Origin of the sequence: Janthinobacterium sp. FW305-129, assembly GCF_020858115.1 — a bacterium.
Taxonomy (GTDB): domain Bacteria; phylum Pseudomonadota; class Gammaproteobacteria; order Burkholderiales; family Burkholderiaceae_D; genus Janthinobacterium.
Genome location: NZ_JACYMM010000015.1, coordinates 22,546 through 43,009, shown reverse-complemented (window position 1 = coordinate 43,009; position 20,464 = coordinate 22,546). Strand labels below are relative to the sequence as shown.

Sequence of the window (20,464 nt, the reverse complement as noted above, 5' to 3'; positions counted from 1 at the left end):
ATTTTTTACTAGGAGGCTACTGGTCAACCCCGGGTCGTGTATTGTTTTTGGGAAATATCGTATTCTTGCTATTGGTGTTTTATTTCAGTCTTGCTCTCTCTGCCAGAGTTGGAGCAAATCCATGTCGTTATGCGATCAGCTAGTTCGTTTGTATCCCATTTAAGTCTGCCTTTCAGGGCACACTCCCATACACATAGCACACTCCAGCCCGCTCGCACTAGAGCCTCGTTATCGCGGATGTCACGTTGTTTATTTTTTGAGATTTTGGCTTCCCAGAACTCTCGCCTGGTTCTCGGAAGTTTGAATAGATAACAGTTGTGCCCATGCCAAAAGCAGCCATGGACAAATATGGCTACACGGTATTTGGGTAGAACGATGTCTGGTTTGCCCGGAAGTGCATTCACGTGAAGGCGAAAGCGCAGGCCGCGGGCGAAGAGTATTTTGCGAAGAGTGAGTTCTGGGGTAGTGTTCTTCGCCCGGATCGCCCGCATGTTCTTACTGCGACTCTCCAGGCTGTGAACGTCAGTCATGCTTACGCCGCGAACCTGTTGCGATCACGAGGTTGTTGTGCTGCCAATATCTTTGCACTAATGATTCGATCTTTCATTAGTTTTGCAACTGCCGCAAATACAGGAACGACAACGGAATTGCCGAACTGTTTATAGGCTTGAGTGTCAGATACGGGAATGCGAAAACCATACTCTCCAGGAGCATCGTACCCCATGAGGCGAGCACACTCACGAGGTGTTAGGCGGCGAGGACGATTCTCAAGATTCTTTTTGTGCTCGAGATCAAGTTTAGGATCAAAGCCGCGATCAATAAGAATCTCAGAGCCATCTTTGTAGTAGCGAGCAGACAATGTACGCGTGACTTCGTGGGCCTTTACAAGTCCGTAACCGAAGCCATTACCTTTGGCCTTGTGCTTGATGGAGTAGTTGAACAAATACTGCCACAGCTTTGGCGTTAGTATGTAGTTCGGTTGAACTTCCTTCTCAAGGATATCGCCCAAGGTAGGCTTAACTTTTGGATACAGGTTTGCAACGTCCTTGAGGCTAAAACCCTCATGTACATTAAGGTCTTTGCGGAAGCCTACGAGCACAATCCGCTCGCGATGTTGGGGAACGAAGTGTTTGCCGTCGATGATTTTATAGTCCTCATTGCTGCTGCTATCAGCGTCCGCAACCCAATAGCCGAGTTCGTCAAGTGCCTTCATAATTACACGGAAGGTATTGCCCTTGTCATGGCTCTTCAGATTTTTTACGTTTTCAAGTACAAATGCGACTGGTCGCTTTGCTGCAATTATCCTCGCTACATCGAAGAAGAGAGTGCCTTGCGTGTCACATTCGAAGCCATGTTTGCGGCCTAGCGAATTTTTCTTGGATACACCAGCAATCGAGAATGGCTGACATGGAAAGCCAGCCAGTAGTACGTCGTGATCCGGTACGTTAGCCTCGATAAATCGATACGCTTCAGCCTCTGTGACATCTGGTTTAGCGCTCAACGTCACTTCACGGATATCTGAGTTGAACTTATGATTTAGAGGGTCACTGTAATGGTTGGCTTTGTAGGTTCGAACGGCGTAAGGATTCCATTCGCTGGTAAAAACACATCGACCTCCCGCTTCTTCAAAGCCTTTGCGGATGCCACCGATGCCAGCGAAGAGGTCGATGAAGTCGAAGTCGTGATTTTTACGACGCGGAGCTTCAGGAATGAGTGTTTGCAGATGATTGAACTCTGCCTCACTTAGTCGAAGTTCTTCTTTCGCACCAACCCACCGCTTCAATAATTCACGTGTCCACCTGCCCGGGGATACCTGATTTAGGTGTTCAGCGATGTATTTTAGGTCATAGCTTTCAAGTACCTGCTCTAGCAGGGTAAGCTCATCACTAATGGGAATCATGTTTTCTCTTCTCTGGGATATGCGCGCGGCGTTAGGATTTTCTTGTCAGCTCATAGCTATGTACAACGATAGCTATGGTGCAAGGAAATCTGCGGTTAACATTATACTGTATGTTAAACCAGTGCTGCCGTGGGTCCCACAAGGATTTGAAGCGAAGTAAAGCAAGTGGCTTAAATGACATATGTTTAAAAAAGCCACTTCACATCTTGCAAAATTGTCGAAAATACAAAAAAATACGCCTAAAAGGTGAATTTAGAAGTAGTGCTACCAGCTACGCTCATACCCTGATCGAACGTTACGGCTGATGAAGCTGTTGAGTCCTCGGCCATTTTCTGCCAATTTCTGCATAGTAGTGACATGGGCGGCGCCAGCACTATTATTGGTATATAGATAAGTTTTGCCGGTTTTAAATTGCACAGTTATCGACCCTGCACCCGTTTCGTATGCCGCCACACCGGAATCTCTACCCAAATTCAAATATTGCTTCATGTCACTCTTTCTTGGAATGATGCATTGGGCCTGAAGAGCCGTTGGCCATTAACTTACGGTGGAACCTTATGATGACTCAACTGCAGTTGCTGTTGCTTACAATATATCAAAATTTTAAAATTAACAACTATATTTAATTTTACCAATGACTCAGAAACGGTATTAGATCTGAGTGATATTTTTTGATGTGGCATGTGGGGATTTTGAGTATTTTCCTGAGTCTACTACCGGTTTACAAAAGAAAACGGCCTCAGATGAGGCCGTTGCAAATTGGTGTCCGATGGCGTACTTAAACGTCAATATTCCCCGCGCGCAACGCATTATTTTCAATAAACGCCCGGCGTGGTTCCACGTCGTCACCCATCAAGGTCGTGAAGATTTGATCTGCCGCAATGGCGTCTTCGATCTGCACTTTTAACAGGCGGCGTACGGTCGGGTCCATCGTCGTTTCCCACAGCTGGTCCGGGTTCATTTCGCCCAGACCTTTGTAGCGCTGTTTCGAGACGGTGCGTTCGGCTTCGTCGCGCAGCCATTGCATGGCCTGGTGGAAGTCGACCACGGCGATTTCCTTCATGCGCTCGCCTTCGCCGCGGCGCACGAAAGCGCCTTCGCCGATCAGGCCTTCGAAGGTGGCGGCGCCGCTGCTCAGCACGGCGTAGTCCGGGCCTTGCACGAAGTCGGCGTCGATGGCCGTGACTTTGACGTTACCGTGGTGCATGCGTTCGATGTGCAGCTTGTGTTTTTCCGACAAGTCGTCGGAACGCACATGCACGCGCACGGCGCTGTCGTTGATGGCCGTCTGCAGGGCCAGGGCGGAGGTTTCCGCCAGGTCCAAGGTCGACAGGTCCAGCTGCACGCCCGTCATGATGGCCGTCAGGGCGGCGCGGTCGATGACGCGCGTCAGACGCGTCATGATGGTGTTCGACAGGTTGAACTTGCGCACCAGTTCCGTCAGGGTGTCGCCGGAAATGCCTTCCGCGCCTGTGCGCGGCACCAGCACGGCCGTGTTCAGCGCCACCGTCATCATGTAGCTTGCTTCTTCGGCGTCATCTTTCAGATAGCGCTCGTCGCGGCCCGCTTTCACCTTGTACAGCGGCGGTTGCGCGATGTAGATGTGGCCGCGCTCGACCAGTTGCGGCATCTGGCGGTAGAACAGGGTCAGCAGCAGGGTACGGATGTGGGCGCCGTCGACGTCCGCATCGGTCATGATGATGATGCGGTGGTAGCGCAGTTTCTCGACGTTGAATTCGTCTGGTCCGATCGAGGTGCCGAGGGTGGCGATCAGGGTGGTGATCTGCTCCGACGACAGCATTTTCTCGAAACGGGCTTTTTCCACGTTCAAGACTTTACCGCGCAGCGGCAAAATGGCCTGGAACTTGCGGTCGCGCCCCTGTTTTGCCGAGCCACCTGCCGAGTCACCCTCGACGATGTACAGTTCGGACAGGGCGGGGTCTTTTTCCTGGCAGTCGGCCAGCTTGGCCGACAGGCCCAGGCCGTCCATGATGCCTTTGCGGCGCGTCAAGTCGCGGGCCTTGCGGGCCGCTTCACGGGCGCGTGCCGCTTCGACGATCTTGCCGCAAATGATCTTGGCGTCGTTTGGTTTTTCTTGCAGGTAATCTGCCAGGGTCTTGGCGACGATCTCTTCGACGGGGCCGCGCACTTCGCTCGATACCAGCTTGTCTTTCGTCTGCGACGAGAATTTCGGTTCCGGCACTTTCACGGACAAGACGCAGGTCAGGCCTTCGCGCATGTCGTCGCCGTTGATTTCCACTTTCGCCTTCTTGGCGAACTCGTGTTCATCGATGTATTTGTTGATCACGCGCGTCATGGCAGCGCGCAAGCCCGTCAGGTGGGTGCCGCCGTCGCGTTGCGGGATGTTATTCGTAAAGCACAACACCTGTTCATTGTAGGCATCGTTCCACTGCATCGACACGTCGACCGAGATGTTCGTGTTCTGGTCCGACATGCGCTCGCCCGTGGCCTGGAAAATGGTCGGGTGCAAGACGGACTTGGCCTTGTTGATGTATTCGACGAAGCCGCGCGTGCCGCCTTCGAAGGCGAAGACTTCTTCCTTGCCCGTGCGCTGGTCCGACAACTTGATGTTGACGCCATTGTTCAGGAAGGACAGTTCGCGGATGCGCTTGGCCAGGATTTCGTAGTGGAATTCCACGTGCGTGAAAATCTCTTCGTCGGCCCAGAAATGCACGTCGGTGCCGCGCTTGTCCGTTTCGCCGATGACCTTGATCGGGGACGTCGCGACGTCGCCGACCATGACGATCTGGCGGTCTTGCGGCACGCCGCGCACGAATTCCATGTGGTGCACTTTGCCATCGCGGCGGATGGTCAGTTTCAGCAATTTCGACAAACCATTGACGCAGGACACACCGACGCCGTGCAAACCGCCCGATACTTTATACGAGTTCTGGTCGAACTTGCCGCCCGCGTGCAGTTCGGTCATGACGATTTCCGCCGCCGAACGCTTCGGATCGTGCTTGTCGTCCATTTTCAGGCCGGTCGGCACGCCGCGGCCATTGTCGGTGATCGAGATCGAATTGTCGCTGTGGATGGTGACGTGGATTTCCGTGCAATGGCCGGCCAGCGATTCATCGATGGAGTTGTCCAGCACTTCGAAAACCAGGTGGTGCAAGCCGGTGCCGTCCGAGGTGTCGCCAATGTACATGCCCGGGCGTTTGCGCACGGCTTCCAGGCCTTCCAGGATCTGGATGGAGGAGGCGCCGTATTCTTCCGTTTTGGCCTGGATCGGGGTGTCTTGTGGATTCTCGGACATGGACTGCTTTCTCAATTAACTACGGGGTCAGACCCGGTGGGTCTGACCCCAGTTTTTTACTGGGCTTCTAGGTGACGTTACATTCACCTCAACGAAATGCTGGGGTCGGACCCCTGATTTAGATCCGCATCGGCATGACGACATACTTGAAGTCGGCATTGTCAGGGATGGAGATCAGGGCGGACGAGTTCGAGTCGCCCAGGGCGATGTTGACGTATTCGCATTTCAGGTTGTTCAGCACGTCCAGCAGATACGTCACGTTGAAGCCGATGTCGACGGAGTCGCCGCCGTAGTCGATTTCCAGCTCTTCGACGGCTTCTTCCTGGTCCGCATTGGTCGAGCTGATCTTCATGCTGCCCGGGGTGATGATGCAGCGCACGCCCTTGAACTTGTCGCTGGTCATGATGGCGGCACGTTGCAGCGAGCGCAGCAGTTCATCGCGGCCGATGGTGAAGTCGTTCTTGTAGCCTTTGGGAATCACGCGCGTGTAGTCGGGGAACTTGCCTTCCACCAGTTTCGAGATCAGCTCGATGTCGGCAAAGGTCAGTTTCACCTGGTTGGCGGCGATGTCCAGCTGCACCGGCTCATCGTTCTCTTCCAGCAGACGCTGCAGTTCGATGATGGTCTTGCGCGGGATAATCACTTCCTGGCGCGCAAACGTCTGCTCGGTGGCCACCTGGCAAAACGCCAGGCGGTGGCCGTCGGTGGCCACGGCGATGACATTATTGCCATCCAGAACCAGCAGCAAGCCGTTCAGGTAATAGCGGATGTCTTGCTGCGCCATCGAGAAATGCACCATGTTGAACAGGTGCTTCAGCGTTTTCTGGGGCAGGGTGACGGACGCGTTGTAGCTTTCCGCTTGTTGCACGGTTGGAAACTCTTCCGCCGCCAGGGTTTGCAGCGCGAAGCGCGACTTGCCCGTTTGCACGGTCAGGCGCTTGTTGAGCAGGGTCATCGTGACGTCGCCCGATTCGGGCAGGGCGCGCAAAATGTCCAGCAGCTTGCGCGCGGCCACGGTGGTGCCGGTGACGTCCGCGCCGGAACCGATTTCCGCGTGCGTGGTGATCTGCACTTCGGTGTCGGTCGACAGGAAGGAGACATTTTCACCGTCTTTGCGGATGAGGATATTGGCCAGAATCGGCATAGTGTGCCGACGCTCGACAATACCGCTCACGATCTGCAGTGGCCGGAGAAGGGTATCTCGGGTGGTTTTGACCAATTGCATATTTATCCTCAATGTATAAGTTGAACAGTACGACGTTTAACGTATTAATTTAACAATTCTTGCCATAGGGAGCCCCGACAGACCGGCTGCGGCGCCCTCCCAGATAATAAGGGTAAAGCACGTTTTGAGCCAGCCTTGCCCAGTCGTGCTTGCAACGCCTGACAAAACCGTAGCGAGCGGCAGTGAGTTGTGGCCGAGACGCGGAGCTGTGCTTTAGCACAGTGAGCATCGGAGGCCGCAAAGCGCGACGCGCAGCAGGTTTGGTCAGGTGTTCTTAACCCTTCAAGGTTTGTTCCAGTACATGCAATTCATGGTTGCATTCCGGATTCTTGGTGCGGTCCAGCGCGATCTTGCGCACGGCATGCAGCACCGTGGTGTGGTCGCGGCCGCCGAACAGCTCGCCGATTTCCGGCAGGCTCTTCTGCGTCAATTCCTTGGCCAGGTACATGGCGATCTGGCGTGGCCGGGCGATATTCGCGGGGCGGCGCTTCGAATACATGTCGGCAACCTTGATATTGAAGAAGTCAGCCACCGTTTTCTGGATGTTTTCCACGGAAATCTGGCGGTTTTGCACCGACAGCAAGTCCTTCAGGGCTTCCTTGACGATATCAATCGTTATATCTTTGCCATGGAAGCGTGAATACGCCAGAATCTTGCGCAGCGCGCCTTCCAGCTCGCGCACGTTCGAGCGCAGGTGCTTGGCGACAAAGAAGGCCACGTCGTCGGAGAAGGTCACGCCTTCCTGCTTGGCTTTTTTCAACAGAATCGCCACGCGCATTTCCAGTTCCGGCGGTTCGATGGCCACCGTCAGGCCCGAGTCGAAGCGCGAGATCAAACGGTCGTCCATGCCCGTGATTTCCTTCGGATAGGTATCCGAGGTGATGATGATCTGTTTCTTCGCGGCAATTAATGCCTCGAACGCATAGAAAAACTCTTCCTGCGTGCGGCTCTTGCCGCCAAAGAACTGAATATCATCGATCAGCAGCATGTCGAGCGAGTGATAGTAGTGCTTGAAATCGTCGAAACCCTTGCGCTGGTAAGCGGTCACTACGTCGCGGACGTACTGTTCCGCGTGGATGTAGCGGATTTTTGCGCCCGGATTGTCGGCCATCACCTGATTGCCGATGGCGTGGATCAAGTGGGTTTTACCGAGGCCGACGCCGCCGTAGAAGAACAGCGGGTTATACGACACGCCCGGATTGTTCGCCACCTGGATGGCGGCGGCGCGCGCCAGCTGGTTGGCCTTGCCGGTCACGAAACTGTCGAAGGTCAGGTCGGTGTTGATGCGGCTCTGCTCGCGGCGCGGCGCGGCGCCGATGCTCAGTTCCGGCACGCTCGGCTGCGGCTCCGCCGGGCGCGCGCTGGGCGCGCCGCCATTCGGATCGCTGGCCGGGGTGCTGGCGGTGACTGGCTTTTTCGGCAGGGCCAGGCGCGGGTCGAGCACGAACTGCACTTCCGTGGGCGCTTCGAAGTACTGAATGGCCAGGGCAGTAATGCGGCTGGCGAACTGGGTCTTGACCCAATCGAGCTTGAAGCGATTGGGCGCAGCAATGCGCAGCTTGCCCTCTTCGTAATCGAGAGGGATAAGCGGTTTGATCCACGCACTGAATTGTTGCGGTGTCAGCTCCAGTTCCAACTGCGCGGAACAGGCCTGCCAGAAATTATCCATGTATGTCTATGTGAAAAGGTGTGGGAGGGCGTATCGATTCTGCCCTGCGTTCACCGTGTTGCAAGGCCGGCGTCGCGCGAGGGCTCGCCACACGTAACGCGCTATTCTACTCCCGACTGACAAAGTTATCCACAGGCACGACGCTTATTTTTGTGTGGCGGGGTGGGGCGCCATGTGCATAAGAGGCGACTTATCCCCCGGTTATCCCGTGACAGGCAGTGCTGGCGCGGGCTTGGCGGCAGATGGGGAGCGGCGCGCAAATTTCCAGGCGATCACGGCAATCCTTGACAAGAGGGGGGCATATGCTGAATAATTCAGGGTTCCCCGCCCGTATTCCGTGTTTATTCATTTGGAACGACAATATGGACTAAGCGTGGATTAAGCGGGCGATGAGATTGGCCAGCTTGTGCCTTGGCATAAGTGCGCGATTGTCATTGGCACCAAAAACTGACGGGACGTCAGACCCGATTTTGCATTTTTTTTGTTTTTAGCGAGACCAACATGAAACGTACTTACCAACCTTCCGTCGTTCGCCGCAAGCGTACGCACGGCTTCCGCGCTCGTATGGCTACCCGTGGTGGCCGTGATGTGCTCAACGCACGTCGCGCAAAGGGCCGCAAACGTCTGGCCGTCTAGGCTTGTCGTTGACAGCTGATCGCGTGGCTAGCTGTACTCCAGTCGGCAATCAACGCGAAGGTTCACACGACTTCGCGCGCTTTCGGCGTATCGTTAAAACGGATGAATTTTCATCCGTTTTTCGTTTGCGCCCTTCGCAAAAAACAGCGCATTTTGTGCTGTACACCCGACACAATCAATTGCCGCATGCGCGGCTGGGCGTCGTTGTGGCCAAGCGTTTCGCGCCGCGCGCGGCGACCCGCAACACGATCAAGCGCGTCACGCGCGAGCTGTTTCGCAACAGCGCGATGCCGCCGGTCGATTGCGTGGTGCGTTTGTCGCGCGCCGTCAACAGCAAGGATGGCCCGGCCACCACGAGCCAGCTCAAAGCCGAGCTGCGTGAAGAGTTGAGCCGCCTGTTCGCGGCGCAAATCGCCGCCCAGGCCCGTTCTGTTGCTGCGCCACCACCATCCGCGCCATGAAAACCCTGCTGCTGTTCCTGCTGCGCGCTTATCAGTTGCTGATCAGCCCCATGCTGGGACAGAATTGCCGTTTCTATCCGAGCTGTTCGCATTACGCGATGGAAGCGCTGCGCGTGCACGGTACGGCCAAGGGCAGCCTGCTGGCTGCCAAGCGCCTGTGCCGTTGCCACCCCTGGAATGAAGGGGGCGTCGACCCGGTGCCGCCGGCCGATGGCAAACAATCTTCAACGACCGCTTGCGGTTGCAACCACTCCTGACAAATACCCTAATGGATATCAATAAACGTACCATCCTGTGGATCGTGTTTTCCGTCTCGCTGGTAATCCTCTGGAACGAATGGATGATCTCGAACGGCAAGCCGTCGATGTTCTCCGCGAACACGGAACAAACCGCCAAGGCGCCTGCGACCCCTGCCAAGACGGCTGCCTTGCCAGCTGCGGCAGGCGTGCCTGCCCTGCCGGGTGAAGCGGTCGATCCCGCCGCGTTCAAGCGCGAAGTGATTACTATCACCACCGACGTCATCAAGGTCGACATCGACACCCTGGGCGGCCAGGTCAAGCGTCTGGAATTGCTGAAGTTCAAGGGCGCGGGCAATCCGGGCTGGTTTGGCGGCTGCTTCGGCCTGTTCAAATGGTGCCAGCCTGACGACGGCAAGCAAAACGAAGTGCTGTTCGACGAAGGCGCGAACCACACTTACCTGGCGCAATCGGGCCTGGTCGGCGGTCCTTTCCCTACCCATGCGAGCGGTTTCACCGTACAGCCTGGCGTACGCACCCTGACCGATGGCAAGCAGATTCAACTGGTGATGGAAGCGGTCGAAGGCGGCGTCAAGCTGACCAAGACGTTTACCTTCAAGCGCGGCGACTACGTCATCGACGTGCGCCACGACGTGGCCAACGTGGGCGCAGCCCCTGTCACGCCGCAGCTGTACCTGCAACTGACGCATGACGGCAACAAGCCGGTCGGCGATTCGTTCTTCAACAGCAGCTTTACGGGCCCGACCCTGTACACGCCGCAAGACAAGTACCAGAAGCTGACGTTCGAGAAAATCGAAAAAGCGGCGGCAGAAGACGAGAAGAAGGGCAACGACAACGCCATGAAGGGCCTGCACCCGGCCACGGCGAATGGCGGCTGGTTTGCGATTTCGCAACACTTCTTCGTGTCGGCTTTCGTGCCGCCTGAGAACGCCAAGCGCGACATCTTCACGAAGAAGGTCGGCCCCAACCTGTACGCCATCGGCAACGTGCTGCCATTGCCGACCCTGGCGCCAGGCGCCTCGGCCAGCATGGACAGCAAGCTGTACTCGGGTCCGCAAATCGCGCACCTGCTGGAAAACGTCTCGCCTGGCCTGGAACTGGTCAAGGATTATGGCTGGCTGACCATCATCGCCAAGCCGATGTTCTGGGTCATGGAACAGATCCACAGCGTGCTCGGCAACTGGGGCTGGACCATCATCGCCTTCACGATCCTGATCAAGCTGCTGTTCTTCCCGCTGTCGGCCGCCGGCTACCGCAGCATGGCCAAGATGAAACTGGTCACGCCGAAGATGCAGGCGATCCGCGAACGCTTCAAGGGTGATCCGCAAAAGATGAACCAGGCGACGATGGAGCTGTACAAGACGGAAAAGATCAATCCGCTGGGCGGCTGCCTGCCGATTTTGATCCAGATGCCTGTGTTTATCGCCCTGTACTGGGTGCTGAACGCGTCCGTGGAAATCCGCGGCGCGCCATGGATCGGCTGGATCACCGATCTGGCCCAGCATGACCCATGGTGCATCCTGCCCGTGCTGTACGCGATCTCGATGTTCATCACGACCAAGCTGAACCCGGCCCCGGCCGATCCGATGCAAGCGAAGATGATGCTGTTCATGCCATTGGCATTCTCGGTGATGTTCTTCTTCTTCCCGTCGGGCCTGGTACTCTACTGGGTCGTCAACAACGTCCTGTCGATCGGCCAGCAATGGGTGATCACCAAGAAATACGCGCCAGCCGTCAAGTAATTCCGGCAAGCGAACAGAAAGCCCGCCGAGCGCGGGCTTTTTTTTGACATCGGACCCAGTGGGTCCGATGTCAAAAAAAAGTGGGTTTTGTCGGACTTCCACTGAGCGCCCCCTTCATGTGCACCGGTTTGTCGCTGACAATAGCGTAGCCCCTGCAGCCTTCCCCGAATACACTACAATTACGCCATGAAACTCGACTCTTCCCCTATCGCCGCCATCGCCACCGCCCCCGGGCGCGGCGGCATCGGCGTGGTACGCGCCTCCGGCAAAAACCTCGCTCCTGTGATGACGGCCCTGTTCGGCGCGCAGCAGCTGAAACCGCGCCACGCCACCTATCTGCCGTTTACGGAAGCCGATGGCAGCATCATCGACCAGGGCATCGCCATCCACTTCAAGGGCCCGCATTCGTACACGGGCGAAGACGTGCTGGAATTGCAGGGCCATGGCGGCCCCATCGTGCTGCAGCTGCTGCTGGCGCGCGTGCTCGAAGCGGGCAAGGACAGCGGCTTGCGCCTGGCAGAACCGGGCGAATTCACGCGCCGCGCGTTTTTGAATGACAAGCTTGATCTGGCGCAAGCCGAAGCCGTGGCCGACCTGATCGACGCCTCGACGGAAGCGGCCGCCAAGTCCGCCTCGCAATCGCTGTCGGGCGCGTTCTCGAACACCATCCACGCGCTGGTGGAGCAGGTGACGGGTTTAAGGATGCTGGTTGAGGCGACCCTGGACTTTCCGGAAGAAGAAATCGACTTCCTGGAAAAATCGAATGCGCGCGGCCAGTTGAAAGCCGTTATCGAAGCGTTGCATAAAGTGTTTGCGCAGGCGGCGCAGGGCGCGCTGCTGCGCGAAGGCCTGAACGTGGTGCTGGCGGGCCAGCCGAACGTGGGCAAATCGTCGCTGCTGAACGCGCTGGCGGGCGCCGATGTGGCGATTGTGACGCCGATCGCCGGCACCACGCGCGACAAGGTCAGCGAAACCATCCAGATCGAGGGCATTCCGCTCAACATCATCGATACGGCCGGCATCCGCAGCGCCGGCGACACCATCGACGCCGTCGAGCGCATCGGCATCGAGCGCACGTGGGGCGAGATCGGCAAGGCCGACGTGATCCTGCACCTGCTTGACGCAGATCATGGCCCGACTTTGGCCGATGAAACCATCGTCGCCGCCTTCCCGGAAGGCGTGCCCGTGGTGCGCGTGTGGAACAAGATTGACCTGTCGGGCCACAAGCCCGGCGTGGATAGCCTGCCCGATGCCACCCACGTGTACCTGTCCGCCCACGAGCACATCGGCATCGACCTGCTGCGCGCCGAGCTGCTGCGCATCGCCGGCTGGCAGCAGACGGGCGAATCGCTGTACCTGGCGCGCGAGCGCCATTTGATCGCGCTCAAGTCGGCTGGCAAGCACCTGGACATCGCCGCCGAACACGCGGCGCAGGACGACCAGTCGCTGGACCTGTTCGCCGAAGAACTGCGCCTGGCGCAGGTGCAGCTGTCGAGCATCACGGGCGAGTTCTCGCCTGATGATCTGCTGGGCGTGATTTTCAGCCGTTTCTGCATCGGCAAATAGAAACCATTGTTAATGGCCAAAATATAAAAAAGTTGCTTCCTCAAAGCATGTTAGTCGGAAGTGTCTGCAGCCAAGCTTTATTTCAACATAGAATATGACAATCCCTACTCACTGTGGAATGCCCCCTCTCACTGGTAATATTGAAGGACTTAGAGATCATGTATTCATGATCGGGGTTTTTATTCCTGATCAGATAAGCGTTGAGGAGCGTAAGTGGAAATCATGGGTGATGCATTGTCTACTGAAAGCTGGGCGACACTACAACTCTGCGCGAGACACCATAATTCAGCAAATTGAAGAGGCTAGGCGCTCCCCTGCAGAGTTATCCCAGGGGCGTGCATTGCCCATCTTGGATTTTGCGGAGCATATGGAAGACTGCATGAGCTCAGCGTTCCGAGCAAGTATGTGTATGCGTCAGTTGTCCAAGTCTGTTCCGGCTTTTGACAATTTTTGTAAAGAGTTTGCCGAAGTAATCGATAGGCTTCTCAAGCTTCGAAATCAATATGACCATATGCATACCCAAATTGCGTCCGGTCAAGTTGGTAGCGGTCCCATTGTGTTGGCTCTCGATGATGACGGAAATGCAATGCGCTTTCGGGATATTAGATTTCCTTTAATTGCAATGCATGGCTTGATTGAAGGTCTTTACATTGCGATGACTAAGTTGTATCCGAAATTTGATCCGCTTTCCACCGCTCAAGCTCTGGGTCCAATTACGATTTCAATCACGGCATCGATAACTGTGACCGATGCGGCCGGAGTAACTTATAAACAAGAAATGTAACTCAATCTAGTCATCGATTTTGAAATTCTAGTTTTAGTACACGCTTAAGTACATCCGATAGGAGCTGCAAGGCGAAACTTCCCTATTCTTGCGGGTGTGCACTAAACTCACTGTTTCTGCATCGTAACGAGAATGGAAGGTTTCGATGAAGCTTGTACTCGCTTTCATGCTAGGTTGCGTCCCCCTGCTGGCTGGCGCGCAGGAAAAGTTGCCGCAGGATGTGGCGAAATTCGTCGAAAATGCGCAGATGTGCGAGCACTTCGCCGGCGAATGGGATGACAACGACAAGGCGCGCCAGCGCGAGATCACGCAGGCCGTGGCCAGCTCGTGCGGCCAGGCGCAGAAGCAGTGGAAACGGCTGCGCGTGAAGTATGCGGGGCAGCCGAAGCTGCAACAAGTCATTGCCGAGAATGCCAATGATGCGGTCAGGAGCTTTCGGAAATAAGTCCGAACGGCGGAAAGGCCGGGGTCAGGCCCTCAATACCGCTAACACAAAGGTCATCGCTCAGGTGCGAGGGGGTCTGACCCCAGGTTTTGCTACCCCTTCTTCCCCTTCGCCTGTTCTTCCTTGAATTTCTGGAACGCCTCGATATGCTCAGCCTGGCGCAGCACGCGCGAGTGCGGGTCGAGCGTGTACGTGGCGCCGGCCGGCAGGGGCAGTTCGCCGAAGCCCAGCGACATGGGCACGGTATGGGTTTCCTTGCCGATACGCACTTCCACCGGCATCGGGAAGGCGATGTCGGCCGGCGTTTTCCATTGCAGGCGCAAGGTGTTGCCGTCACGCACGGCGGACAGTTCCGGCAGCGCTGCCTGGTACAAATAGGCCTGGAAGAACCAGTCGTAATTGCTGCCCGTGACTTTATTGACGATGGCCATGAATTCCTGCGTGCTGCCATAGCGCGGCTGGAATTGGCCCGGCTGCGGCCGCTCCGTGCCGTAGACGAGCAGGCGCACGGCGCGGAAGAAGGCGTCGTCGCCGATCAGGCCGCGCAAGGTGTGCAGCACCAGTGCCCCTTTCGCATAAATGTCGCCGCCCGGCCCGCCCTTTTTCAGATCGTAGACTTCCTCTTCGGTTTTCGGCTTGCCCGAGACCATGGGTGCCTTGTTGACGATGCCGGCGCGTATTTGTTGCAACGAAGCAAAATATTCCTGCTCGCCCCGCAGATATTGCATGTACAGCGGTTGCATATACGTGCCGAAGCCTTCGTGCAGCCACATATCGTCCCAGTTGCTGTTGGTCAACTGGTTGCCGAACCATTCATGGGCAAATTCATGCTGCAGCAATTCGTCGTAGCCGTAGCTGGTTTTGGCGAATTTGTTGCCATAGGCATTGATGGTCTGGTGTTCCATGCCCTTGTGCGGGGTTTCGGCGATGCCGACTTTTTCATCGCCAAACGGGTAGGGGCCAATGACGCTTTCGAAAAAGTCCAGCATGGGCGGCAATTCCGCGAACAGGGCGCCGGCCTTGGCCTCGCTTTCCGGCAAGTACCAGAATTGCAGGGGGATGCGGTTGCCGTAGCGGCTCGCATATTCGCCCTGCAGGCTGCGGTAGGGCGCCACGTTGAGGGCGATGCCATAGGTGCTTGGGTGTTTGGCGCGCCAGTGCCAGGTGCGCCAGCCGTCGGCCTCATCCATACCGCGCGCGATGCCGTTGCCGGCCGCCACCAGCGGCGCCGGCACCTGGATGTGCTGGTCGATCAGCTGCGCCTTGCCCATCGGGTGGTCGATGCAGGGCCAGAACAGGTCGCAGCCTTCACCTTGCACGGCGCTGGCGACCCACGGCGCGCCATCGGCCGTGCTCGACCACACCATGCCGCCATCCCACGGCGCTTTCACGGCGACGTGCGGCACGCCGTGGTAGACGACGCGGATGGTGGTGCGCGCGCCTGCCGCGAGGGTGGCCGGCAAGGTCATGCTCAGGCGCCCGTCAGGATTGGCATAGTCCTGCGGCCGCAGCGCCTTGCCGTCGACTTCGACGGCGTCGACGGGCAGGTTGCGGTCCAGGTCCAGCGCGAAACGCGAGATCGGCTGCGTCGCCAGAAAGGTCAGGCGCGCGTCGCCGGCAATGCTGCGGCTGGCTGGATCGATGCGCAGGATCAGGTCGGCGTGTTCGAACACCACCGCCAATTGTTCCGGCGTGCGTTCGGCGCCCGAATTGAGGGTATAGGCGGTGGGCGCGCGCGTGGCGCAGGCGCTGAGCAGCAAGCAGGAGAACAGCAGGGGAGTGTGTTTCATGGCGAACGCGCAAGTGAATGGAACACTGATTGTAGTGTTAAGTGGCAACATTGTCGTTTGGAAATTTCACTGTGCCGATGGGGCAAGCGTGGCCGCCGTTGAGAAATATCATGGGCTTCAAACTGCGCTGACGTAATCTTGCTGAGCGGCCTTGAAGTGCCGCTAGGAAAGGAAGCGCCATGGACAGCAAACAGCCGGATGTCGTGGAATGCGAGGATGAGGTAGTGGCGCGACCACTGCCTGCCATGCCGGAATTGATCGCCTCCTTGCCGCCGAAAGGCGCGTGCTGGTACTGCGACAAGCCGCTCGATGCCGTGCGCCGTTTCTGTTGCAAGAGTTGTTGCGTGGCATATGCGGAAGAGGCGCAATACCACCCTTGAGTGTGTGCTTGCTAGCGGCGCCGCAGCAGCGCCGCGAGGGCGCCGTCGAAATCGAACTCGTGCGCGGCGGCCGCCACTTCCTGGTAGACGTGCACGCCCAGGCTGGCGGCCAGCAGGCTGGCGGAGTTTTCGAGGATGTCGATGGCCGCGCCGTCGCCTTCGCGCAGATGGCTGGCCAGGCGCGCCAGCAGCAGCTGGATGGCGGGCGCGGCCGGATCGGGTGCCATGTCCTGCGCCGCCATGTGGGAGGTCTCCGGCGTGCCCAGCATGCTGCTGACGGCGCCGAGCAATTGATCCTGCGCCAGTTCCAGCTGCAGTATCTGCTGGTCCAGGTCGGGCGCCTGCGCACGCAGTGCCGACTCCAGGGTTGTCGCCAGGCCATGCACGTGGCGCGCACCGATCATGCCGGCGGCGCCTTTCAGGGTATGCGCCTTCAGGCGCGCGGAGCTATAGTTGCCCGCGTCGAATTCGGCGCGGATCTGGCACGGCGTGGTGCCATGGTCATGCAGGAAGCGGCGCAGGATTTTCAGGTACAGGATGCGGTCGCCCATGATGCGGCCCAGTCCGTTCTCGACGTCGAGAATCCGGACCATGTCGGATGCCGCGACGGCGGCATCATCATCGCAAGTGGCGTGTGGTTTCAGCATGCCTGGTGTGCAGAGAGCCCCAAAACTTGTCAATTGCATTCATGCAATATCCACCATTTTACATCCAGTTGCCCTCGCTACTGCGTCCGCTTGGCAGACGCTGCCAGACTAACGCGTCGTGAAGGACCAGCTGCGCGTGACGTCCGCGCCATTGACTTTGCCGATGAAACTCACGTCATAGGTAGTGGCCGCCAGCAGCGGGGCCAGCGGGATGATGGCGGCCACCGAGCGCGAAGTATTGCTGGCATCGGTCTCCTTGCTGAGCAAGCGTACCGTCAGGTCCGTCGCTGCGCCATGCTGGCGCACGGTGAACGCCGTCACGCTGAGGGTGGCATCGAAATTCGCATGGACGCTGATGGGGTAGCCGACCACGTCCTGGTTGGGCACGGGATCGGGCTCCTCTTCATTGCTGGAGAAACTGGTGGCGACCTTGGTCTGTCCGTTGAAAGGGTAGCTGATGATCTGTCCGGCCGGCAAACCGAGACCGTAGCGGCTATTGCCGGCCAGGTCGGTGGTGAAGTAGGCATAGCCGCTGTTGTTGACGGCCGCACCGGCGCCGCCTTCCTTGAACATCGGTTCAAAGATGAGGAAGCGGTGATACACGGCCGTGATCAGGCTTTCCGCCATGTAGAAACCGGAGTTGGTGGCCACGCCCGCGATGACTTCGCCCCAGACGGAAGTGACGGCATAGTGTGACGCGCTCAGGCGGTCATACAGCGTTTCGCCGGTAAAGCCGGGTTTGCCTTTAACTTGATTGTGCACCACCACGCCATTGATGTTCAGATAGTTGGAGTGGCCGACTGCCGCGTTGTCGATCAGACTATTGCGCACCAGCGGCGCCAGGCCGATCTGGCTGCGCCGGTAATTGATCCAGTTGAAACCATCGGTGGCGATATTGTTGCTGAGAACCGGGGCGCCCGGCTCCTGTGTCAGCTGTCCGGCCTGGGTCGAGGTGCCCGGCGAAGCATTGCCGCCGCTATCGCCGCCGCCGCAGGCGCTCAGCAGCGCTACGATCAGGAGGGTGGGGAGGCTGTGTGTCCAACGCGATAACGAGGCAATCAAGCTGACTCCTGTCTGATGGGGGGGCGCCATGCTGCCCGGTAAAACGATTCTAAGGTATTTTGATACGCAATAGAGCATCCATGAAAAGATATGCCGCGCGCTCGTGCGCAGACGGTGCCGCTGCTGCGCAGGGTAGAATGCGCATAGTGCAGCGTTTGCCGCTGCGCTGCCTCATTCCTGCTACTTTGATTGCCCATACATTTGAACACATTGCCCAAGTCGCGCCTGCAGCGCGCCAAGTATGCCTTGCCCAGCATGGTGACTTTGCTGTCGATAGCCTGCGGTTTTGCCAGCATCGTCATTTCCGTCGATAACGCCGCAGTGGGCGACGCCGATGCCTACCGCCTGGCGGCAGCGCTGCTGGTGCTGGCCGGCGTGTTCGATGCGCTCGACGGCTATGTGGCGCGCCTGACGAACACCAGTTCGCAGTTCGGCGTGCAGCTCGATTCCATCGCCGACGTGATGAATTTCGGCTGCGCCCCCGCCGTCTTGTTGTATTGCTATGGTTTTGTGCAGATGGGCGTGCACGATCCGCTGCTGCTGCGCTTTGGCGGCATGGCCAGCTTCTTCTTTGTCGCCTGCGGTGCCATGCGCCTGGCGCGCTTCAATGTGAACGTGGGGCATACCGACCCCCTGTATTTCGTCGGCATGCCGATCACGGCCGGTGCCGCCTGCGTGGCGGCCGTGGTGGTGGCCTGGCCGGCGCCCATCGATTCCATGCTGCACAGCTATCTGCTGATGCTGCTGCTCGTCGGCGTGGGCAGCCTGATGGTGTCGACCTTGCGTTTCCCCAGCTCCAAGCAAAAGAAAAGCCTGGCCGCGCTGCTGGTGCTGATCGTCGCCATCGCCCTGCTGGTGTGGCTGAAGACCAGCTTCTTCGCGCTGTTCTTCGCCGTCTACATCGCCGCCACCCTGCTGCTCAACCTGGCGTGGCACCTGGGCTGGCGCGGCATTGCGCTACCGCAAGTGTTCAACGACCCGGACGAGATTGATTAAACGTTAAGCCACTTCGTGCCCGCGCGCGGCGCGCAGGATGGCGAACCAGTCGCTGCGGCTGAGCGTAAACTGCGTGCCTTCCACGGCCACGCCCACGGCTTCGATGCGGCCCGTGCCCGTCAGCGGCAGCGGGCGGCAAGGCAGTTGCATGATCCAGGCAAACACCACGCTTGCAAACGGGCGCTGCAGCTGGTCGGCGATCTGCTTGATGACATTGCGCAAATTCTCCACGTTCGCGTCGCCGCCCTGGAACAGGCGGCCGCCCGCCAGCGGCGACCAGATCATCGGCGCTACTCCCACGTCCTGCAAGCCGTCGAAGGTTTCATCGAACAGGGGCGCCACGTGCAGCGGCGAAAATTCCACCTGGTTCGTTACCAGCGGGAAACGCCGGTGCAGGCACTCGAACTGGTGGCGGCTGAAATTCGACACGCCAAAGTGCAAGACCTTGCCCGCCGCTTTCAATTGCGTGAAGGCACCGGCGATCTCGTCGAAATCCATCAGCGGGTCGGGGCGGTGGATCAGCAGCAAGTCCAGGCGGTCCGTGTGCAACTGGCGCAAGGTGTGTTCCACGGAACTGGTGATGTGCGCCGCGCTCGTGTCGTAATGCTGGATGGCATGGCCGGGACGGTGCGGCGACAGCAGCTTGATGCCGCACTTGCTGACCAGCTCCATCTTGTCGCGCAAGCCCGGCTGCAGGGCCAGCGCTTCGCCGAACAGGCCTTCGGCGCTGTAATCGCCATAGATGTCGGCATGGTCGAAGCTCGATACGCCCAGCGCCAGGCATTGCTCGATGAAGGCCAGGCGTTGCTGCGCCGACATATTCCACTCGCCGATGCGCCACATGCCGGCGACGATGCGCGACAGTTCGGGACCGTTGCCGCTTAAACGGCTGCGCGGCGCTTGCAGGCTGGCGGGAAATACATGGCTCATGGGCTGGCTTTCTGGTGGTGGCGTAGAAGGTTACGCCACGATTATATCCAGTGCTAGAGCATGCTGCGGATAAAGCGGCAGCACCGCTCCTGCAGGGCATCGTCGAGCTGGCCGCCCAGCTGCATCTGGTACACGAGCGCCGATTGCAGCATGAAGGCGAACAGGCGCAGGTCGAGGTCGGCGCGCACGCCGATGTTGACCAGGCGCTGCACCACCAGGCTGATCCACGGCGCGACGATCTGCTCGCGAAAGCGTAGTTGCGCGGCCGCATCGTTGTGGATCAGCACCAATAAATCGCAGGTGAAGCGGCCGTCGGCGTTCAGGTTGTCGAAGATGCGGGCGCAGATCGCCTCGATTTCCTGGCCGTCCGGCATGTCGAGCGCGCGCTGCAGCTTTTCCGCTGTGCGCTTGACGAGCGCGTCGAGCAGCATGTCTTCGCGCCGCGGCCAGCGCCGGTAGATCGTCTGGCGCCCCACGCCGGCCACGTCGGCCACCATCTGTATCGTCACCGCTTCCAGTCCATGCTGGCGCACCAGCGTGACGATCGCTTCCAGTACCGCATCTTCCACGCCCGCCTTGCGCGGGCGGCCACGCACCGCTGCCTCTTTTTTGATCACGTTAAACCTGTCTCTGAATGTTTCTTTTAATTATGGTACGATGCGCACCGTAAATGCAAAGCAACTGCTTGTCAATCACC

General features: G+C 58.2%; 20 protein-coding genes. 9 read left to right on the top strand and 11 right to left on the bottom strand.

Features of this window, described 5'->3' with window-relative positions; genetic code table 11:
- Window positions 1–68: 68 nt before the first annotated feature.
- From IGS61_RS25155 to dnaA, 6 genes are all read right to left on the bottom strand, one after another.
- Window positions 69–530 carry a very short patch repair endonuclease gene (locus IGS61_RS25155; RefSeq protein WP_268994056.1) on the bottom strand — a complete coding sequence of 154 codons (462 nt, stop codon included), beginning with the start codon at window positions 528–530 and terminating at the stop codon, window positions 69–71.
- Window positions 531–532: 2 nt separating this feature from the next.
- On the bottom strand, window positions 533–1,900 hold the full coding sequence (dcm, locus tag IGS61_RS25150; RefSeq protein WP_230542087.1) for a DNA (cytosine-5-)-methyltransferase: 1,368 nt from the start codon (window positions 1,898–1,900) through the stop codon (window positions 533–535).
- A 264-nt stretch (window positions 1,901–2,164) separates the two neighbouring features.
- Entirely contained in the window at window positions 2,165–2,389 is a 225-nt protein-coding gene (locus IGS61_RS25145; protein WP_230542086.1) for a hypothetical protein, read from the bottom strand.
- Window positions 2,390–2,678: 289 nt separating this feature from the next.
- On the bottom strand, window positions 2,679–5,177 hold the full coding sequence (gene gyrB, locus IGS61_RS25140) for a DNA topoisomerase (ATP-hydrolyzing) subunit B (protein ID WP_230542085.1): 2,499 nt from the start codon (window positions 5,175–5,177) through the stop codon (window positions 2,679–2,681).
- 118 nt (window positions 5,178–5,295) lie between these two features.
- Complete coding sequence (gene dnaN, locus IGS61_RS25135) at window positions 5,296–6,402, bottom strand: DNA polymerase III subunit beta (protein ID WP_034754341.1); 1,107 nt, start codon at window positions 6,400–6,402, stop codon at window positions 5,296–5,298.
- 274 nt (window positions 6,403–6,676) lie between these two features.
- Window positions 6,677–8,071: a chromosomal replication initiator protein DnaA gene (dnaA, locus tag IGS61_RS25130; protein WP_070224767.1), complete on the bottom strand. Its 1,395-nt coding sequence runs from the start codon at window positions 8,069–8,071 to the stop codon at window positions 6,677–6,679.
- A gap of 501 nt (window positions 8,072–8,572) precedes the next feature.
- Between dnaA and rpmH the strand changes: the two genes are divergently transcribed.
- The 7 genes from rpmH to IGS61_RS25095 all read left to right on the top strand — a co-directional run bounded on the left by rpmH (window position 8,573) and on the right by IGS61_RS25095 (window position 13,962).
- The gene (gene rpmH, locus IGS61_RS25125; protein ID WP_010401996.1) at window positions 8,573–8,707 is read left to right on the top strand and encodes a 50S ribosomal protein L34; all 135 of its coding nucleotides are present in this window, start codon (window positions 8,573–8,575) and stop codon (window positions 8,705–8,707) included.
- Window positions 8,708–8,715: 8 nt separating this feature from the next.
- Window positions 8,716–9,168, top strand: coding sequence for a ribonuclease P protein component (gene rnpA / locus IGS61_RS25120; protein ID WP_268994054.1), 453 nt, complete (start codon window positions 8,716–8,718; stop codon window positions 9,166–9,168).
- On the top strand, window positions 9,165–9,425 hold the full coding sequence (yidD, locus tag IGS61_RS25115) for a membrane protein insertion efficiency factor YidD (protein ID WP_034754335.1): 261 nt from the start codon (window positions 9,165–9,167) through the stop codon (window positions 9,423–9,425). Before rnpA ends, yidD begins: the two co-directional genes overlap by 4 nt.
- 11 nt (window positions 9,426–9,436) lie before the next feature.
- Complete coding sequence (yidC, locus tag IGS61_RS25110; protein WP_230542084.1) at window positions 9,437–11,167, top strand: membrane protein insertase YidC; 1,731 nt, start codon at window positions 9,437–9,439, stop codon at window positions 11,165–11,167.
- Window positions 11,168–11,353: 186 nt separating this feature from the next.
- Complete coding sequence (gene mnmE / locus IGS61_RS25105) at window positions 11,354–12,733, top strand: tRNA uridine-5-carboxymethylaminomethyl(34) synthesis GTPase MnmE (RefSeq protein WP_230542083.1); 1,380 nt, start codon at window positions 11,354–11,356, stop codon at window positions 12,731–12,733.
- Between the two features lie 94 nt (window positions 12,734–12,827).
- Window positions 12,828–13,517: a hypothetical protein gene (locus tag IGS61_RS25100; protein ID WP_230542082.1), complete on the top strand. Its 690-nt coding sequence runs from the start codon at window positions 12,828–12,830 to the stop codon at window positions 13,515–13,517.
- A 145-nt stretch (window positions 13,518–13,662) separates the two neighbouring features.
- Window positions 13,663–13,962: a hypothetical protein gene (locus tag IGS61_RS25095; protein ID WP_230542081.1), complete on the top strand. Its 300-nt coding sequence runs from the start codon at window positions 13,663–13,665 to the stop codon at window positions 13,960–13,962.
- A gap of 92 nt (window positions 13,963–14,054) precedes the next feature.
- Here IGS61_RS25095 and IGS61_RS25090 read toward each other — a convergent pair whose 3' ends face one another.
- Window positions 14,055–15,752, bottom strand: coding sequence for a M1 family metallopeptidase (locus IGS61_RS25090; RefSeq protein WP_230542080.1), 1,698 nt, complete (start codon window positions 15,750–15,752; stop codon window positions 14,055–14,057).
- A gap of 179 nt (window positions 15,753–15,931) precedes the next feature.
- Between IGS61_RS25090 and IGS61_RS25085 the strand changes: the two genes are divergently transcribed.
- On the top strand, window positions 15,932–16,132 hold the full coding sequence (locus IGS61_RS25085; RefSeq protein ID WP_230542079.1) for a hypothetical protein: 201 nt from the start codon (window positions 15,932–15,934) through the stop codon (window positions 16,130–16,132).
- Window positions 16,133–16,143: 11 nt separating this feature from the next.
- On the opposite strand, the gene IGS61_RS25080 is transcribed toward IGS61_RS25085, so the two are convergent.
- Window positions 16,144–16,779 (bottom strand): Hpt domain-containing protein, encoded by a 636-nt coding sequence (locus IGS61_RS25080; RefSeq protein WP_230542078.1) that lies wholly within the window; start codon window positions 16,777–16,779, stop codon window positions 16,144–16,146.
- 108 nt (window positions 16,780–16,887) lie between these two features.
- Window positions 16,888–17,841, bottom strand: a complete 954-nt coding sequence (locus IGS61_RS25075) for a CAP domain-containing protein (protein ID WP_268994053.1) — start codon at window positions 17,839–17,841, stop codon at window positions 16,888–16,890.
- A gap of 255 nt (window positions 17,842–18,096) precedes the next feature.
- Between IGS61_RS25075 and pssA the strand changes: the two genes are divergently transcribed.
- Window positions 18,097–18,837, top strand: a complete 741-nt coding sequence (pssA, locus tag IGS61_RS25070) for a CDP-diacylglycerol--serine O-phosphatidyltransferase (RefSeq protein ID WP_230542138.1) — start codon at window positions 18,097–18,099, stop codon at window positions 18,835–18,837.
- Between the two features lie 3 nt (window positions 18,838–18,840).
- Here the strand turns inward: pssA and IGS61_RS25065 are convergent, their stop codons facing one another.
- Both IGS61_RS25065 and IGS61_RS25060 read right to left on the bottom strand, forming a co-directional pair.
- Window positions 18,841–19,767, bottom strand: coding sequence for an aldo/keto reductase (locus IGS61_RS25065; RefSeq protein ID WP_230542077.1), 927 nt, complete (start codon window positions 19,765–19,767; stop codon window positions 18,841–18,843).
- Window positions 19,768–19,820: 53 nt separating this feature from the next.
- Complete coding sequence (locus tag IGS61_RS25060) at window positions 19,821–20,384, bottom strand: TetR/AcrR family transcriptional regulator (RefSeq protein WP_230542076.1); 564 nt, start codon at window positions 20,382–20,384, stop codon at window positions 19,821–19,823.
- Between the last annotated feature and the right edge of the window lie 80 nt (window positions 20,385–20,464).

What these genes read in the sequence shown, in the direction of transcription:
- IGS61_RS25155 (WP_268994056.1), bottom strand. Translation starts at nt 530, where the DNA reads ATGACTGACGTTCACAGCCTGGAGAGTCGCAGTAAGAACATGCGGGCG.
- dcm (WP_230542087.1), bottom strand. Translation starts at nt 1,900, where the DNA reads ATGATTCCCATTAGTGATGAGCTTACCCTGCTAGAGCAGGTACTTGAA.
- IGS61_RS25145 (WP_230542086.1), bottom strand. Translation starts at nt 2,389, where the DNA reads ATGAAGCAATATTTGAATTTGGGTAGAGATTCCGGTGTGGCGGCATAC.
- gyrB (WP_230542085.1), bottom strand. Translation starts at nt 5,177, where the DNA reads ATGTCCGAGAATCCACAAGACACCCCGATCCAGGCCAAAACGGAAGAA.
- dnaN (WP_034754341.1), bottom strand. Translation starts at nt 6,402, where the DNA reads ATGCAATTGGTCAAAACCACCCGAGATACCCTTCTCCGGCCACTGCAG.
- dnaA (WP_070224767.1), bottom strand. Translation starts at nt 8,071, where the DNA reads ATGGATAATTTCTGGCAGGCCTGTTCCGCGCAGTTGGAACTGGAGCTG.
- rpmH (WP_010401996.1), top strand. Translation starts at nt 8,573, where the DNA reads ATGAAACGTACTTACCAACCTTCCGTCGTTCGCCGCAAGCGTACGCAC.
- yidD (WP_034754335.1), top strand. Translation starts at nt 9,165, where the DNA reads ATGAAAACCCTGCTGCTGTTCCTGCTGCGCGCTTATCAGTTGCTGATC.
- yidC (WP_230542084.1), top strand. Translation starts at nt 9,437, where the DNA reads ATGGATATCAATAAACGTACCATCCTGTGGATCGTGTTTTCCGTCTCG.
- mnmE (WP_230542083.1), top strand. Translation starts at nt 11,354, where the DNA reads ATGAAACTCGACTCTTCCCCTATCGCCGCCATCGCCACCGCCCCCGGG.
- IGS61_RS25100 (WP_230542082.1), top strand. Translation starts at nt 12,828, where the DNA reads ATGACAATCCCTACTCACTGTGGAATGCCCCCTCTCACTGGTAATATT.
- IGS61_RS25095 (WP_230542081.1), top strand. Translation starts at nt 13,663, where the DNA reads ATGAAGCTTGTACTCGCTTTCATGCTAGGTTGCGTCCCCCTGCTGGCT.
- IGS61_RS25090 (WP_230542080.1), bottom strand. Translation starts at nt 15,752, where the DNA reads ATGAAACACACTCCCCTGCTGTTCTCCTGCTTGCTGCTCAGCGCCTGC.
- IGS61_RS25085 (WP_230542079.1), top strand. Translation starts at nt 15,932, where the DNA reads ATGGACAGCAAACAGCCGGATGTCGTGGAATGCGAGGATGAGGTAGTG.
- IGS61_RS25080 (WP_230542078.1), bottom strand. Translation starts at nt 16,779, where the DNA reads ATGCTGAAACCACACGCCACTTGCGATGATGATGCCGCCGTCGCGGCA.
- pssA (WP_230542138.1), top strand. Translation starts at nt 18,097, where the DNA reads ATGGTGACTTTGCTGTCGATAGCCTGCGGTTTTGCCAGCATCGTCATT.
- IGS61_RS25065 (WP_230542077.1), bottom strand. Translation starts at nt 19,767, where the DNA reads ATGAGCCATGTATTTCCCGCCAGCCTGCAAGCGCCGCGCAGCCGTTTA.